Source organism: Bacillus cereus group sp. BfR-BA-01330, assembly GCF_022663885.1.
GTDB lineage: Bacteria > Bacillota > Bacilli > Bacillales > Bacillaceae_G > Bacillus_A > Bacillus_A cereus.
Genome location: NZ_JAKUGK010000001.1, coordinates 717,715 through 733,583, shown reverse-complemented (window position 1 = coordinate 733,583; position 15,869 = coordinate 717,715). Strand labels below are relative to the sequence as shown.

The window sequence follows — 15,869 nt, the reverse complement described above, 5'->3', positions numbered from 1 at the left end:
AATAAAGAGTCCAGCTAATGATAAAACCTCTATGAATACAGTATATTTCACGTTATTATTTCTCAAACGGCGTATACATGCTTTTCTTCCCCTGATTATCAATAAAAGCCGACTTTGCTTTTATTTTCGTTTTTTCTACTTCCATGTCTTCATTTGAGAAGTTCACAATGATTTTAATATTTTTTCCATAAGAAACAGATTGTACTAGCTTATCTTCTGACAAATACGCAAAATTCGTCATCTCTTCTTTTACTGCTTTTTCATGAACTTCATTCCAAACTTTTAGATGCTCTGTAATTTCTTTTTTATGTTTATTCCACTCTACTTCATCTAAATGGTACAACGGAGGAACATTATACAATAATTCAGACAGCATTCGATTTCCAACTTCATCTTTTACCTTTAAACTTCCCCATTCCCAATGGTGCGTTGTAATAACGGAATCATTGTATACTAATTTATATAATGGTACCGAATATACTGGGTTTAAATACACTTGTTTATATTCTTCTTTCAATGGTACTTGTTTTGCATATTTTTCGGGAACATTTTGATTTGGTGACCAATATCCACCGACATAATACGGACTTGTTTTATTTTTCCGCATATCTTCATCGTCCCATTTAATAACAGGTGTTTCAATTCCGTGTGCAAATGCAATCGTACTACTAGCAAAATCATTTCCACCTTCAGAACCAACGACCATACCCTTTTCTTGCGCAATGTAGTCCATTCGTTTTAAACGTGCTTTTAAATCTTGCTCTTGTGTCGTTATATGTTTCGCTGAATAGTCATCGTAAATTTCACCTGTCGCATCACAATCAATAAACCATGAATTATATTTAGGACCATTTTGTAATATATCATTCATGCGTTCCTTTACACTAGGCAGCGATAAAGTCGGGTTTAACTTGCGACCTCTGCCTAAAAAGCCTTGCACCTTTTCTCCGTTTTTCTTCGTTACAGTAGCCTCTTCATATAATGATGGGTCATTAAAGGATGCTGTGTTCCAATTTTTATCACTTTTTTCGTGAATGGAATGATATGAATCATACGGACCAACTAAATACCCCATTTCCTTCGCTTTTGTCACGAAATTAGGTTGCATAAATCCTTGTTCCCAGTTCGGCAGACCAATCCACGCTTTTTCTATTCCTACCTCTTTCATTTCCTTTAGTATGTCCGTTCCATCTGCATTACCCCATTTACTTACCTCTTCAACCGCATCACCAAGTAGCGACTTTAATAAATGCTTATTTAAGCTATACAATTCTGTGTTCGTTAAGTGACCTACACCTTTCTTTAATAGCACACTAGCTTCCTGATCAACGTTTTGAAAAATATCCTCTTTATAAAATTCCTTCATGGATAATACTTCGTTTATATAACGTAAAATAACATTTTTTTGATACTTATCAATGAAATCTTGTTTACTTACTTGATCTAATACATTCAGTTCCCCAGGCTCTGAACTATTCTTTTGAATAAGTTCTTTTATATGACTAAACAGCGGGCTATTTATTTGCTCCCTTAGTTTTGGCCAATTTATATTATTTTCTGATAGACCATTTTGATTCCAAAAATAAAAATGCGCCGCTCCATATAACTTTTCGATTTCTTTATTTTTTCTAGCCTTTTCTTGTAATGTTTTAAATTCACCTTTTCGAACAATATCATCCTTATACAGTTTAGCAATGCTTACCGCATCATTATTTGTCACATATAATTGAAATCCATATGTTTTATTTTTATTTATGCTCGGAAATTCATGTGTAAAATCAAATCCTATTTTCGGATCCGAATGAAACTTCAATTCATTATTAAACATATTGTTTGCAATATATACAATTGAATATTTCGAACCATTTAATGCGAAAAACTTCATAGAAAATGATTCAGCAAATGAATATGCATCATCCTTTAAAAACTTCTTCCAATTCTCATCATTGCTCGGAATTTGCTTACCCTCCCATAACGGAAGTGTATAATTTTCAGCTTCTACTTTCGGCCATGTAAAGCTTTCTGCACCAGTCGATTCCACTTCAATGTTTAAGTGGTCTTTTTTCTTTTCTAATTTTATTTTTACTTTTTGATCTGGATATTCCCACGATGTACGATCCTTTTCTTTTTTTACATTCGATACCTTCATTTTCGGTAGGGGTCGTGATGCCTGTTCCTTTACCCCCTCATGTTCTACAGTTAATGTGAATGTTTCTGGATTTACATCATAAGTAAAATCTTTATACGTCGATTTCTTTATTTTAGACTCTTGTACAGCATTACTACCTTTTACGTCACAACCGACTAAAGTCGAAAATGGCATAGTTGTTAGAAGACATATCGCTATCATTTTTTTCATCCTCTGCACCTCCACCAATGAATATACAGGTGGTTTGTTACAGGAATGTGGCAAAAAATAATAGAGCTAGCATTTTGCTAGCTCTATTTGGAGTATTAAAAGTTGATATGAACAACTATAACTTGCTTAGAAGATATGTAATACAGTAACTGCGTTTTTTTCTCAATAATTATGAAACTAAACAAATCAAAATTTTAACAAGCATTCTTCAACTGAAAAAATAAGTGTATACAATGTATCCTAAAAATAGTACTAAAATGATTATTCCTGTGCCTTTCCAATTCATACCGCCTGCTATATCAACTGGACTACCTGTTTCCGCTCTATTGAGTCCGTCATGTAAAGAACCCGTAGGATTACTTTTTAATTCACTTTGTCTCATACGCTCTCTTTTTTCTTCTGGTGACTCTTTATTCATTTAATCACCTCCAAAATGAATGCACTCTTTACTTACATTATTCAAAATCAACATTTGTTTTATATTTTTTTCCGAAAAAAACCTAATTTAAAATAGGTTTGCAACGTAAAGAAAGCTAGCCATGCCAGCTTTCTTTACGATCCAATATGCTCTTCCTTATTTACAATAATACCTTTATGGTCGATTTCAAGCTCACATACTTTCATATCTGTAAATACTCTCGCTAATTGCTCAGCGATTTCTTGACGTTTCTCATATGGCGTTAATATAAAAATAGATGGTCCCGCACCGCTAAGTGCTGTACCGTACGCACCAAATTCTTTTGCGCATTTACGAATAGATGGTAATAACGGTACGAGTTCTAAACGATATGGTTCGTGAAAATGGTCTCTCTCCATCATTTCACCTACAACTTCCCACCGCTTTTGACATAATGCAGCTACTAATACGTTACTTATCGCACTAGCTTTAACTGCCTCATGAAACGGAAACATCTTTGGTAATACAGATCGACTTTCATCTGTATTTAATTCTGCATTCGGAATGAGAGAAATTACACCCAATTCCTTGCTCTCAATTCTTACGACGGAAACATCCTTTCCATCAAGTGCTCCAATTACAGTTCCACCTAATATAGAAGCAGCAACATTATCAGGATGTCCTTCAAAATTTGTAGCAATTTGAACTTTTTGATCAGCAGTTAAGTTCAAATTGCCTAGTTGATTCGCAAGCTCTATCCCAGCTACAATCGCTGATGCACTACTTCCTAGCCCTCTCGTTAATGGGATATTACTAGTAACTTCTATTATATGGGGTGATATAGAAGGACATACTTTACATGCCGTGCTAACGATTAAATTTTTATCGTCTGTCGGAATTGATTCTTCAAAGGAATGGATTACTTGCCATTTATCAGCTTTTTCTTTAACCACCACACCTAAATACAATGACAAAGCTATTCCAACTGAATCAAATCCAGGACCAACATTCGCCGTACTAGCAGGGACACGAACGCTAAATGGTATCACGACATAATCACCCCTTTAATATGATCTTTAATTTGTTCTATATCATTTGACACACTTGCGATGTCTAGTTGATTTGAAGAAATAGCGGTATCAGGATCCTTCAAACCATTTCCAGTTAATACCGCAACAACTGTTTCTCCCTTTTTGATTTTCCCAGATTGAACATGTTTAATTACGCCGGCTAATGAAGCATTTGATCCTGGTTCAGCGAAAACTCCTTCAGTTTTTGCTAATAACCTATACGCATGTAAAATTTCTTCATCTGATACCATATCTATTTCACCACGAGACTGCTCGGCAGCCTCTACTGCATACGACCAACTTGCTGGGTTACCGATGCGAATCGCTGTTGCAATTGTTTCAGGCTCTTCAATTACATGCCCTTTTACAATTGCAGCTGCTCCTTCCGCTTCAAAGCCATGAATTCTTGGCTTTTTATAACCTTTTTCTTTCTCATATTCACAGAAGCCTTTCCAATACGCTGTAATATTCCCTGCATTCCCAACAGGGATAGCTAGAACATCTGGTGCATTTTGCAATTGGTCACAAATTTCAAACGCTGCTGTTTTTTGCCCTTCAATTCGATAAGGATTTACTGAGTTTACTAACGTAATCGGCTCTTCTGCAGCAATATTTCTTACAGCCTTAAGTGCATCATCGAAATTCCCTTCTATTGAAATAATTTCAGCTCCATAAGCGACCGCTTGCGCTAATTTTCCATGTGCAATCTTTCCTTCTGGTATTACGATAATGCATTTCATCCCAAGACGTGCCGCATATGCTGCAGCTGACGCTGATGTATTACCTGTTGATGCACAAATGATTGCTTCTGAACCTTCTTCTTTCGCCTTAGCAACTGCCATGACCATACCACGATCTTTAAAAGAACCTGTCGGATTCGCTCCTTCGTACTTACCATATAGCTGAATCCCTAATTGTTTTGATATATTTAATAATGGAATAAGTGGTGTGTTTCCTTCCATTAAGCTGACATCAGGTGTATTTTCATTCACCGGTAAATAAGACGCATATTGTTTTAATAGTCCTTTATACATATTGTTTTTCCTCCTCAATAATGTAGTAACTGTTTATTTCACTTGCGACAGCTTCTATCGCTTCTAAAACTCGTTCAAATTGATACTTGGAAGTTCGATGTGTCACAACAACGACTTCTGCCAGTTCACGGTTTAAAGGTAATTGAATAACCTCTTTTAAACTTACAGAATAATTAACGAAACATTCTGTTATTTTTTGTAACATCCCAGGCTCATCTTGTAATGAAATGCGTAAGAAATATTTCGAAACTACTTCTTCATCACCTTGTAATTCATAAGGAACTGGTTCTTTTAACGCACTTTTATTTTTCGGAACTTGATTCATATTTTTAACGATTGAAATAATATCACTTACTACAGCAGAACCAGTTGGCAACTTTCCAGCTCCGGGTCCATAAAACATCACTTCTCCTACCGCTTGGCCATGGACATACACCGCATTAAATTCATTATTCACATTTGATAATGGATGCTGGCTCGGTAAAAGCGTCGGTTCTACACTTAAATGAATGGCTGGTCCTTGTTTTTCAGCTTTCCCAATTAACTTCATAGTAAATCCTAACTTTTCAGCCATTTGTAAATCTTCTTTTTCGACCTTTCGAATCCCTCTTACTTGCACATCATCTAATGAAACATTCATCGAAAAACCTAAGTTTGCAAGAATTGCTACCTTTCTCGCCGCATCTAGTCCATCTACATCTGCTGTCGGATCCGATTCTGCAAAACCTAATTTTTGCGCTTCCTGTAAAGCCTCTTCATAAGACCACCCATTTTGACTCATTTTTGTTAACATATAATTTGTTGTACCATTTACAATTCCCATTATTTTTTCAATTTGATCTGATGCTAGCCCGTCAGTTAGTCCTCTTAACACTGGAATACCGCCTGCTACGCTCGCTTCATAACATAAATCACAATCATTATCGTTCGCCAGTTGAAGAAGCTCTGCACCGTATACAGCCATTAAATCTTTATTTGCTGTCACGACATGTTTCTTATTTCGTAAAGCCTTAACAATATGCTGCTTCGCTTCTTCAATTCCGCCCATTACCTCTACTACAATATCAATATTCGAATCATTTAGAACTTCATCTGCATGACTTGTTACTGCAATCCCGTCAATACAAACATCGCGTTCTTTTTCCAAATCACGTACAACGACTGTTTTCACTTTCACTTCGTATCCTGTATCAAGAGCGATTTTTTTATAATGTTCTTTCAAAATATGAACAACACCACTTCCGACCGTACCTAAACCTAATACTCCAACATTTATAACGTTATTCATCTTCTAATCTCCTCCTAAAAGTTTAATTGTTACACCTATAAATCACCTTATTCTGCTTTTTTGTCATGCAGGTGGTGGTTATTTCCGTACTTATAAATCGTTTCATGTTACCGCACCTCCCTTCAAAGTAATAAAAAAAACACACCCATCCCTAGGAAAGGGACGAATGTGTTTTCGTGGTTCCACCCTTGTTCCAATCTAGACGTATTTCTCCCTAGATTGCTCAAGTTCAGATAACGGCTGATACCGTCAATAATTACTAGATTACTCGTTCACTATTGAAGTTCAAAGGTGGTAAAATCATTTCTCGTGTTAGGAAGCTCACACCCTTGGCTTCCCTCTCTGTAAACCGTAAAAATGATTTCTTGTCCTTATCGTTACTTTTTCGTTCATGTTTATTTGTTAACTCATTATACTCGCATAAAAAACAAAATCAATACTATTTTTAAATTATTTTAAATTTTCAATCTCTAAATCCGTAAAAAAACACACTCATCCCTAGGAAAGGGACGAATGTGTTTTCGTGGTTCCACCCTTGTTCCAATCTAGACGTATTTCTCCCTAGATTGCTCAAGTTCAGATAACGGCTGATACCGTCAATAATTACTAGATTACTCGTTCACTATTGAAGTTCAAAGGTGGTAAAATCATTTCTCGTGTTAGGAAGCTCACACCCTTGGCTTCCCTCTCTGTAAACCGTAAAAATGATTTCTTGTCCTTATCGTTACTTTTTCGTTCATGTCTATTTGTTAATTCATTATAGTTATCAACTTTTTAAAAAGCAAGCCTATTTTTACTAACTATTTTCAAGAATTTTTTTTATTATATTTCACAATATCATTATGCAACCGCCACTCAATTTACCTATTTTGTTATTTCTCCAGTTTATAAATCAACGGTTCATATATAAAGTGAAACTTTAATCAGTGGGGATTTTGTTCATCCCCACTGATTATTAGCCTTCACCAATCGGGCTTTTACGGGCAGTTGATCCCCACCTAACTTCTTTGTTTTCGCTGAATTTTGAGGTAGGAGTCTTATTGCCCGTTAATGCGGGATAAATTCCCCATTCTAAAAACCGTACATATCCGCTCTACAAAACTATATTAATAAAATTTTTAATACAATCTTTTTGTATAACTTTCTTCTAAAGAACGTGCAACATCTTCTTCTGAAGTATTCACTTTCGCATGCTCCAGCAACATTTTTGCTGCTGATGGTAACTCTTTTTTATTTAACCAAGATTCTGGATCCCACATCTTAGAACGAATAAACGCTTTTGCACAATGAATATAACACTCTTCTATTTCAACAACAATTCCAAGCAACGGATTGCGTCCATTCGCCTGCATTTCTTTCAAAATTTCTTCGTCGTTTGTAATATACGCTCGGCCATTTATTCTGAGTGTCTCCCCAAGACCTGGAATAAAAAAGATTAGTCCTACACGTGGATTTGAAATAATATTCAAAATGGAGTCTATACGACGATTTCCTGGTCTTTCTGGAATGATAATTTTATTATTATTGAGTACGTATACAAATCCAGGTGCATCTCCTCGCGGCGAGGCGTCACACTCCCCCAACTTATTTCCAGTGGATAATACTAGAAAAGGAGATTTAGAAAGAAAATCTACGCAATGGTGGTCTAATGATGAAATGACTTTTTTCAACGCTCGCTCACTTGGTTGCCCCAATATTTTCCGTAACTCTTCCTCTGTTGAAATAATCGATTTTATTTCCGTACGCTCTATCCCCACTTATAACCACTCCTTTTTCTTTATTTTCCCAAAATTCAATACAAATATTGTATAATAAAATTTGAGGAAAGGGGAATTAAAATGACAGAGTGGTTAACAATATTTGATCCTGAAAGAAATACACTTGGGAAGAAATTACGTGATGAAGTGCATCGTGACGGCGATTGGCACGAAACATTTCATTGCTGGTTTGTAGAAAAAGATAATGAAGATATGTTTTTATATTTCCAATTACGCTCTAAAAATAAAAAAGAAGCTCCATGTATATGGGATATTACTTCAGCTGGACATATTATGCATGATGAAGATGTACAAATTGGTGGTCTTCGTGAAATTGAGGAAGAATTAGGGCTTTCCTTTCAAACTAATGATTTAACATACAAGGGAATCTTTAAAATAGATTATGAAATTTCAAATCTTACTGATCGCGAGTTTTGTCATATGTATTTTCACAACGTCATCAATCCACTTCCATTCGCACCAGGTGAAGAAGTAGACGATGTGATGAAAGTACATGCAACTTCTTTTCTACAACTATTAAAAGGAGAGATTTCATCTTTAACGACTATTTCAGTCTTAAACAATACACCGATTACGATAACATTTGAAGATATTTATCCGTATGATCTTGCATACTATGAATTTGTTATAGAGCAAGGAAAAGAATTATTAAAAAATAATAGTTTATAAATAAAATAGGACTCCTAGCATAATATTGCATAGAGTCCTATTTTTTATTATTGTTCAAGGATTTTTAATCTACTCTCTACTTGTATAAATAAACGAATCATTAATAACAGCATAACCACTATAATCACTATTATTGTATGTGGATATCTAAACAGTATACTAATAACACTTCCAATTAACATCATGATAAATCCGTTTTGCTTCATCACTTCTGCACTATACCTGTTACCCGCATCCCATAATTCCTTATTTTTCATAGATCGTTTCGTACGATAACCATATGCCGCATTAATATCGGTCGGTGGATTTTTTTGAAGAATAATTGCCGCAAGTATAAAAATAATACCAATCAATATGCTTATTCCTATGTTTACTAGTGCATCAATCAATTATATCCCCCCCTAACTTACACTTTCATTATACGACACAACCCTTATTTTCCCAATTTATAACACATTCACTTTCTTTCTTTTGATGTCTGGAACATTCTTGGAAGTGTTACAAAACGTGCCCCTTTCGTTTTTAACTGCGGAATGATTTTGTCTAGTGCATCAACAGATCCTTGTAAATGCCCACCTGGAGTAGAATGCTGCAGTATGACACTACCTGGAAATGAATTCCCTAACACATTATTTGTAATCGTATCGGCACTTACACCTTTCCAATCAACTGTATCAACACTCCACTGTACAATCATAAAATTTTGCTCAGTTGCCCAATTCAATTGATTTTCAAGTATTTCACCATACGGTGGACGTATAAATTTAGGGGCATAGCCGGCTAAACGTTTTAATATTTCTTCCGTTTTTATAATTTGATTACGGTACTCAGCGTCATTTACTTTCGCTAAATTCGGATGACTGTACGTATGATTACCAATTACATGCCCTTCATTTGCAATACGCTTTACTACATTCGGAAATTTTTCTGCGTTTTCACCAAGTAAGAAAAAAGTAGCTTTTACATTATGTTGTTTTAACTTATCTAATATTTTTGGCGTGAATTCTGAATCTGGTCCATCATCAAATGTAAGAGCTACTTCCGCTTTATTATACGGTCCTGAAAATGCGTACGCATATTTTTCAACCCATGTAAATGGTGTCCACGATCCACGATCATCTGCTTTCATTTGTACTTCATAGCTTTGAGGGATATATGCGTATGGCAATGCGCTTATATAATCTCCATAATAAAATGAGTTATATGGCATATAAGCATACGAAACATCTCGTTCTAGTCCCCATTGATATGGAGCAAACATTTCTGGCGAATAAAAATAATACATGATAAAAAACCTCCCTAAATTTTCATATGTGATTCATCTGCACTTTGTTAGAGAAATTGTTATTCATAAACAAAAATAAGACTGTCCTTAATTAGGACAGCCTTACTACTTTATATTATTAATAAATTGATGTACTATCTTTTGGCAAAGCTTTCACATGTTTTAAATAGTTCGTCACTTTATCATCATCTTCTTGCGGATATTGATATTCATACGTGTTAGCGATTTCGTTCGCCACTTCCCTAAATAAATCACTCATGACAAAGAATGACTCCCATATGTTTTCATATTCAGCATTAGAAAATGTCCTTTTAAATTGCTCCCACATATCTTCTTCAATATATTGCTCGAAATGCTTTCCAAACTTCCCTGTATTAACTGTAAAGTCTGTTTTCATACCAATATGCCATTCTAGCATTACGATGAACATATCTCGCACTGGTCCTTCAAGCATTTCTTTTGCATAAGAAAGTTCCTCTCTCCATAACCCTTTTGCCACATTTGTACTACACCACCAAAATTCATTACAGCAATCCAAAAACTCTTTTTCTGTAGGCTTTTTTATTAAGTAATCCTTATCGCTTGCTGGCGGGAATCCTTCCATACAATTATCTTTATCAAGAAGCAGTTTACTTAAACTATCTTGTCCAACGAACTTTTTTATTAACTCAACTGGAACTAGCGTTAAATCAATCCGATTCCCATCCATGAACTGCATTAAATATGGAAACTTCCCATCTTCATCTGGTTGAACTAACGACATTTCTTCTGGCATTTGTACTATCATTATTTCTCCAAATCTATGAACCCAATTATGATTAGACGTAAAAGATTGTATATCATTTACAACATACATAATATCATAGTCTTGAAAACAATCTCTTTTCACATTTGGATTTACACGCGATCCATTCATGATAACTGCTCGAATTCTTTCATCCTCTTTTGCTATATTTATAATTACGTCTAACATTTCTTTTTCAGTTCTCATCTATTTATATCCTCCAATTTTTTAATATATAATATAGTGTTATGTATATTGGAGGTCCACGAGCTAATCTCTTTATACACGATACATGTTATAATTTTTGAAACTTCTTTTTCATCCCTTGTTCCTCCTTACATCACTCTTTTACAACTGCCATCCCTTTCAATTTCCCAATGCTTTCTACCATTCACTTTTAATTATACCGAAAATTCTGTCTCGAATACAAAAAATAAAGAAGGGACATCTACCCCTTACAGAATAGATATCCCTTCTTTTAAAGTTAAATTTAATTCCTATGGATTAGTAGACCAAAGCCCAGCAGATTTAATAAATGTACGTTTATTTAATTTCAGCTGCGCTACGATAAATTCTGCAATATCTTCTGCTTGCATTACTTTATCAGGGTTTCCATCAGTTAATCCTAAATCTACAGCCATATCAGTTGCTACTGTACTTGGAGTTAAAGCTGTTACACGAATGTTATGTTTGCGAACTTCCATCGCTAACGATTCTGTTAAGCCAAGGACACCAAATTTAGAAGCACTATATGCACTTGTTACAGGTGCACCTTTTTGTCCTGCTGTAGATGAAATGTTAATGATATCACCAGATTGTTGTTCAATCATGCTCGGTAAAGCTGCACGAGTTGCATAGTATACACCCATTAAGTTTACTTGAATGATTTTTTCCCAATCAGCAACGTCTAGTTCTAAAAACTTACCGAATTTAGAAATACCAGCGTTATTAATTAAAATATCGATAGATCCTAAACCATTTTTTAACGTTTCAATCGCAGTTGTTACTTCTTCGTATGAAGAAACATCAGCAGTTGCAATAACGGCTTTTACACCTTCTGCTTCTACTTCTTTCGCTACAGCTTTTAAGTTTTCTTCTGAACGAGCTAATAAGCCTACATTTACGCCTTCTTTCGCTAATGCGATTGCTACAGCGCGACCAATCCCTCTACCTGCTCCTGTAATTAAAGCATTTTTACCTTGTAATAATTCTGCCAAGTATAACACTCCTTAATCATCTCAGTTATGTATTATATTAAAATTGTATCTATGTTTATGTAAAAAGGCAATGATGCACTTTCATGTGCGTAGGTTACTTGTAGGTAACTATAGAAAGTTTTTATTTATAAGTTTCATTTTTTTACCATTATTCATGTAAAATAAAAACAAATCCAGCATAGGGGAGTGTATGAGTATGAAAAGCGAAGGAAAAGCTTTTCAATATAATTGCAGTAACGGTAAATGCATTTTTAAAGAGAAATAGTGTTAGAAGGTTCTCCTTCTAACACTATTTCTCTTCATGATTCGGCATACGCACAATAAATTCAGTACCTTTTCCTTCCTCACTCTCCACTTTTATCTCTCCTTGATGAAGGTCGAGTACTTTCTTTACAATAGCTAAACCTAAGCCACTTCCTCCATAGGCACGATTTCGTGAAGAATCCGCTTTATAAAAACGCTCAAAAATATGTTGTTTCTGTTCTTCTGATATACCAATTCCTGAATCACGGATACGCACTTCCACTACTGTCTCATGTTCCTTTAACTGAATAGTAATCGTACCACCGCTTGGAGTAAATTTAATACTATTATGAATTAAATTAATCCACACTTGACTCATACTTTCTTGGTCAGCAATAACATATACTTTTTCTAAATCTAGTTCTAACTCAATTTCTTTTTCAGCCCAGAGTGGTTCACTATTTAACACAATTTGCTTTAATTGTTGATCTAATCGATAGCTCACTCTTTCTGGTGTATACTCTTCTGATTCTAAAAGAGTTAGCTTTAGTAAATTTTGACTTAGTTTAGATAATCTCGTTGTTTCAGTTTCAATAATGGTAAGATAATGCTTTCTTTTTTCCTCAGAAAGATTATCGTCTTGTAGTGCTCTAGCAAATCCTTTTATAGAAGTTAACGGTGACTGTATTTCATGAGAAACATTCGATACAAACTCTTGTCTCATTTTCTCCATCGTATTCAGTTCATCTGTCATATCATTTATACTTTTTACGAGCACGCCAATTTCACCATCATACTTTTCTTCATTTCTTATTTTTACGGAGAAGTCTCCTTTTGCAATTTTTTGTATCGGTTCAATAATAGTCCAAATCATCGCCTCTCGTTTTGGTCTCATTAATATTCCAATCAATGTCCAAATAAGAATAATAAAGACAAAACCGACCATATCACTAATTAGAAAAGCAACAAACGGCGATACGTTTACGTCAAAAGCATTCAATATACTAGTTGCTACATAAAATGCGATAGACCAAATTATAGTAAGAAAAGAAAAGAGCGCTAATACCGCTCCAAATACTTTCAGCATCTTCAACTTACTCATTCGTTTTCTTTTTCTCATTTACTTACCTCTAAGCGATACCCTAATCCTCTTATTGTTTTAATACTAAATTTCGACTGCTCTTCTTGAAACTTCTCACGTAACCGATTAATATGAACGTCTAGTGTACGTTCATTCCCTTCAAAATCATATCCCCATATTTCTTCAATTAATTGCTCTCTCGAACAAGTTCTTCCCGATTTAGCCCCTAAAGTAAAGAGCAGCTCAAATTCTTTTAACGGTAACGTAACCGTTTGTTCTCCAGATGTAACTTCGAATGTTTTACGATTTAATAATACATTTCCAACTTGAATCGATTGGGAAACTGTAATTTGGTAACGTTTCAATAATGCCTTTACTCTCACTACTAATTCTATAGGGTCAAATGGTTTTACAAGATAATCATCTGTCCCAAGGTGAAATCCTTTTACTTTTTGTGATGTTTCCCCTTTGGCAGTTAGCATCAGAACCGGGATATCATAGTATTTTCTTAATTCAAAACATACATCAAATCCATCCATATTTGGCATCATGATATCAAGAATAACCATATCGACTTTTACGTCATCCATTTTCTGAAGTGCATCTACTCCATCAATTGCCTCATATGTTTGAAAACCTTCTCGTTCTAAAAATACCGAAACGAGTTCTCTAATGTGTGGATCGTCATCTACTATTAAAATTTTAGGTATCAAAGGAACCATTTCCTTTCTACTTAGCATCTAATATATTTTTTAAAAATGAATCATCAGTGGAGTAAACTTCCCGCTGATGATTCATTTTATAATGCACCCTCTTTAATTTTCAATTGTTGCGTTGCAAACTCACGATACATATCATGCGTCTGTAATAATTCATCATGCGTACCACTACCTGTAAGATTCCCTTTTTCAATAAAGACAATTTTATCTGCATCTACAACAGTAGAAAGTCTATGCGCAATCACTAACGTTGTTCTGCCTTTCATTAAGTTATTTAACGCTTTTTGAACGACAGACTCAGATTTACTATCTAAGCTTGAAGTCGCCTCATCTAGCATAAGAATTTGCGGATTTCGAAGCAACGCTCGGGCAATGGCAATTCGCTGTCTTTGTCCCCCAGAAAGCTTCACACCGCGTTCTCCAACTTCTGTTGCATAACCGTTTGGTAAGTCATGAATAAATGCATCAACATATGCCATTGCTGCTACTTTTTCAATTTCTTCATCTGTTACTTCGCCCTCAACGCCGTAACAAATATTATCACGAATCGTTCCATCAATTAACGGACTATCTTGTGATACGTAACCGATTTGACGTCGCCATGACTCTAATGAATAACTCGTAATTAATTCTTTTCCTAATTTAATGGCACCACTAGTTGGCTCATAAAAACGTTCCAGTAATGAGAATAACGTTGTTTTCCCACTACCACTTGGTCCTACAATTGCTGTCACTTTTCCAGATTCAATTGTGAAATCAATATTTTTCAAAACTTGCTCTTCTTCGTTATACTCAAAATGTACATTTTCAAGAACGATCGGTTGCTTAGCATTTGTCACTTTCACACCAGTTTCATGATCTTCTACTTCATATTCTAAAATCGTACTAATTCTTTCCGTTGCACCAATTGCCTTTTGGAATTGTGTAAAGAACATAGATAATTGACTCATTGGCATTACAATTTGAACTAAATACAAAATAAACGCTACAAGTTCACCGGTTGTTAATGCACCGCTAGAAACTCGCATCCCGCCATACCCTACGATAATAACAAGTAGTGCCATTAAAACAAACGACATAACTGGCGAAATTAATGCTTGCACTTTTCCTTCTTTCAAACCAAATTGTAATAACTTTTGTATACCTGTATTACCCGTTTCATATTCTCTCTTTTCTGTATTTGAAGATTTCACTAAACGAATTTCTGATAACACTTGCGTTAACACACTTGTAAAAGATGCAGTTTCATCTTGAAGCGCTTTTGAAATCTTATACATTTTTCGTCCAAGTGGAACTAAAATTAACACAGACAACGGAATAACCGTTAAAAGTAACGCAGTCATTTTCCAATCTAAAACAAATAATACAATTAACGATCCAACAATTGAAATACCACCTGTTAATAAGTTTGACAAATGCTCAGAAATTAACGTTTTCACAACACCTGTATCATTCGTCATACGGCTAATCGTATCACCTGTTCTATTTTGATCGTAATAAGATACCGGCAAGATAAGTACCTTTTTCCACAAACGTTCTCTTAGTCCCGCTACAATCTTCTGCCCAATATAATTTAGTAAATATATAGACAACCCTGCCGCAATAGTTTGCATTACAAAGAAAGCAATTAACCCAACAATTTGTCCTACACTAATTGAAGAAAGCGAAAAATTATCTACTAATCCTTTTGTCAGCATAGGAATAAATAAACTCGCTCCCGTAGAAAGCAAACTCATTAACAACGCAAAAACTAAAATTCCTTTCGGAGGATTTGTATCTTGAATAAGGCGTAAAAACTGCCTCCAACTCCCTTTTTTCTTTATTTCATTTCTAACTTCCATTCCTGTTCATCTCCTCATGTTAAACAAAACTGTTCTTTCTAAAATTAGAATACGATACAAATGTAAACTGAATGTAAACACACTTTTTCTATTTTTACAAAATA

General features: G+C 34.8%; 14 protein-coding genes, 1 pseudogene and 2 other annotated features. Of the genes and pseudogenes, 2 read left to right on the top strand and 13 right to left on the bottom strand.

The window, feature by feature from the left end:
- Nucleotides 1-55 precede the first annotated feature (55 nt).
- The 6 genes from MR112_RS03730 to MR112_RS03705 all read right to left on the bottom strand — a co-directional run bounded on the left by MR112_RS03730 (nt 56) and on the right by MR112_RS03705 (nt 7,905).
- Nucleotides 56-2,359, bottom strand: coding sequence for a glycoside hydrolase (locus tag MR112_RS03730; RefSeq protein ID WP_000738105.1), 2,304 nt, complete (start codon nt 2,357-2,359; stop codon nt 56-58).
- A gap of 208 nt (nt 2,360-2,567) precedes the next feature.
- Entirely contained in the window at nt 2,568-2,777 is a 210-nt protein-coding gene (locus MR112_RS03725; protein WP_001031478.1) for a DUF6366 family protein, read from the bottom strand.
- A 134-nt stretch (nt 2,778-2,911) separates the two neighbouring features.
- The gene (gene thrB, locus MR112_RS03720) at nt 2,912-3,805 is read right to left on the bottom strand and encodes a homoserine kinase (RefSeq protein WP_000612105.1); all 894 of its coding nucleotides are present in this window, start codon (nt 3,803-3,805) and stop codon (nt 2,912-2,914) included.
- Nucleotides 3,802-4,860: a threonine synthase gene (gene thrC / locus MR112_RS03715; protein WP_074553849.1), complete on the bottom strand. Its 1,059-nt coding sequence runs from the start codon at nt 4,858-4,860 to the stop codon at nt 3,802-3,804. The genes thrB and thrC overlap by 4 nt, the downstream gene beginning before the upstream one ends.
- Nucleotides 4,853-6,148 (bottom strand): homoserine dehydrogenase, encoded by a 1,296-nt coding sequence (locus MR112_RS03710; RefSeq protein ID WP_001066899.1) that lies wholly within the window; start codon nt 6,146-6,148, stop codon nt 4,853-4,855. The genes thrC and MR112_RS03710 overlap by 8 nt, the downstream gene beginning before the upstream one ends.
- Nucleotides 6,149-6,303: 155 nt before the next feature.
- Nucleotides 6,304-6,535: a binding site (T-box leader), on the bottom strand.
- 115 nt (nt 6,536-6,650) lie between these two features.
- Nucleotides 6,651-6,882 (bottom strand) — a binding site (T-box leader).
- Nucleotides 6,883-7,266: 384 nt separating this feature from the next.
- Complete coding sequence (locus MR112_RS03705; RefSeq protein WP_000510728.1) at nt 7,267-7,905, bottom strand: pyridoxamine 5'-phosphate oxidase family protein; 639 nt, start codon at nt 7,903-7,905, stop codon at nt 7,267-7,269.
- An 81-nt stretch (nt 7,906-7,986) separates the two neighbouring features.
- On the opposite strand from MR112_RS03705, the gene MR112_RS03700 reads away from it, so the two are divergent.
- Nucleotides 7,987-8,595, top strand: a complete 609-nt coding sequence (locus MR112_RS03700) for an NUDIX hydrolase (RefSeq protein WP_000141352.1) — start codon at nt 7,987-7,989, stop codon at nt 8,593-8,595.
- A gap of 47 nt (nt 8,596-8,642) precedes the next feature.
- On the opposite strand, the gene MR112_RS03695 is transcribed toward MR112_RS03700, so the two are convergent.
- The 4 genes from MR112_RS03695 to MR112_RS03680 all read right to left on the bottom strand — a co-directional run bounded on the left by MR112_RS03695 (nt 8,643) and on the right by MR112_RS03680 (nt 11,881).
- Nucleotides 8,643-8,981, bottom strand: a complete 339-nt coding sequence (locus tag MR112_RS03695) for an SdpI family protein (RefSeq protein ID WP_025687792.1) — start codon at nt 8,979-8,981, stop codon at nt 8,643-8,645.
- Nucleotides 8,982-9,052: 71 nt separating this feature from the next.
- The gene (locus MR112_RS03690; protein WP_242244788.1) at nt 9,053-9,880 is read right to left on the bottom strand and encodes a peptidoglycan-N-acetylglucosamine deacetylase; all 828 of its coding nucleotides are present in this window, start codon (nt 9,878-9,880) and stop codon (nt 9,053-9,055) included.
- A gap of 118 nt (nt 9,881-9,998) precedes the next feature.
- Nucleotides 9,999-10,871, bottom strand: coding sequence for an aminoglycoside 6-adenylyltransferase (locus MR112_RS03685; protein ID WP_242244787.1), 873 nt, complete (start codon nt 10,869-10,871; stop codon nt 9,999-10,001).
- A gap of 290 nt (nt 10,872-11,161) precedes the next feature.
- Nucleotides 11,162-11,881, bottom strand: a complete 720-nt coding sequence (locus MR112_RS03680) for a 3-ketoacyl-ACP reductase (RefSeq protein ID WP_000818985.1) — start codon at nt 11,879-11,881, stop codon at nt 11,162-11,164.
- A gap of 196 nt (nt 11,882-12,077) precedes the next feature.
- Here MR112_RS03680 and MR112_RS29040 point away from each other — a divergent pair.
- A pseudogene (locus tag MR112_RS29040) lies at nt 12,078-12,146 on the top strand (DUF3139 domain-containing protein); the annotation flags it as partial.
- Nucleotides 12,147-12,170: 24 nt separating this feature from the next.
- Here MR112_RS29040 and hitS read toward each other — a convergent pair.
- The 3 genes from hitS to MR112_RS03665 all read right to left on the bottom strand — a co-directional run bounded on the left by hitS (nt 12,171) and on the right by MR112_RS03665 (nt 15,765).
- Nucleotides 12,171-13,244: an envelope stress sensor histidine kinase HitS gene (gene hitS, locus MR112_RS03675; RefSeq protein WP_001231621.1), complete on the bottom strand. Its 1,074-nt coding sequence runs from the start codon at nt 13,242-13,244 to the stop codon at nt 12,171-12,173.
- Nucleotides 13,241-13,918, bottom strand: coding sequence for an envelope stress response regulator transcription factor HitR (hitR, locus tag MR112_RS03670; RefSeq protein ID WP_000612413.1), 678 nt, complete (start codon nt 13,916-13,918; stop codon nt 13,241-13,243). The genes hitS and hitR overlap by 4 nt, the downstream gene beginning before the upstream one ends.
- Nucleotides 13,919-14,004: 86 nt before the next feature.
- Entirely contained in the window at nt 14,005-15,765 is a 1,761-nt protein-coding gene (locus tag MR112_RS03665) for an ABC transporter ATP-binding protein (protein ID WP_134266197.1), read from the bottom strand.
- Nucleotides 15,766-15,869: the final 104 nt, after the last annotated feature.

What these genes read in the sequence shown, in the direction of transcription:
- MR112_RS03730 (WP_000738105.1), bottom strand. Translation starts at nt 2,359, where the DNA reads ATGAAAAAAATGATAGCGATATGTCTTCTAACAACTATGCCATTTTCG.
- MR112_RS03725 (WP_001031478.1), bottom strand. Translation starts at nt 2,777, where the DNA reads ATGAATAAAGAGTCACCAGAAGAAAAAAGAGAGCGTATGAGACAAAGT.
- thrC (WP_074553849.1), bottom strand. Translation starts at nt 4,860, where the DNA reads ATGTATAAAGGACTATTAAAACAATATGCGTCTTATTTACCGGTGAAT.
- MR112_RS03710 (WP_001066899.1), bottom strand. Translation starts at nt 6,148, where the DNA reads ATGAATAACGTTATAAATGTTGGAGTATTAGGTTTAGGTACGGTCGGA.
- MR112_RS03700 (WP_000141352.1), top strand. Translation starts at nt 7,987, where the DNA reads ATGACAGAGTGGTTAACAATATTTGATCCTGAAAGAAATACACTTGGG.
- MR112_RS03690 (WP_242244788.1), bottom strand. Translation starts at nt 9,880, where the DNA reads ATGTATTATTTTTATTCGCCAGAAATGTTTGCTCCATATCAATGGGGA.
- MR112_RS03685 (WP_242244787.1), bottom strand. Translation starts at nt 10,871, where the DNA reads ATGAGAACTGAAAAAGAAATGTTAGACGTAATTATAAATATAGCAAAA.
- hitS (WP_001231621.1), bottom strand. Translation starts at nt 13,244, where the DNA reads ATGAGAAAAAGAAAACGAATGAGTAAGTTGAAGATGCTGAAAGTATTT.
- MR112_RS03665 (WP_134266197.1), bottom strand. Translation starts at nt 15,765, where the DNA reads ATGGAAGTTAGAAATGAAATAAAGAAAAAAGGGAGTTGGAGGCAGTTT.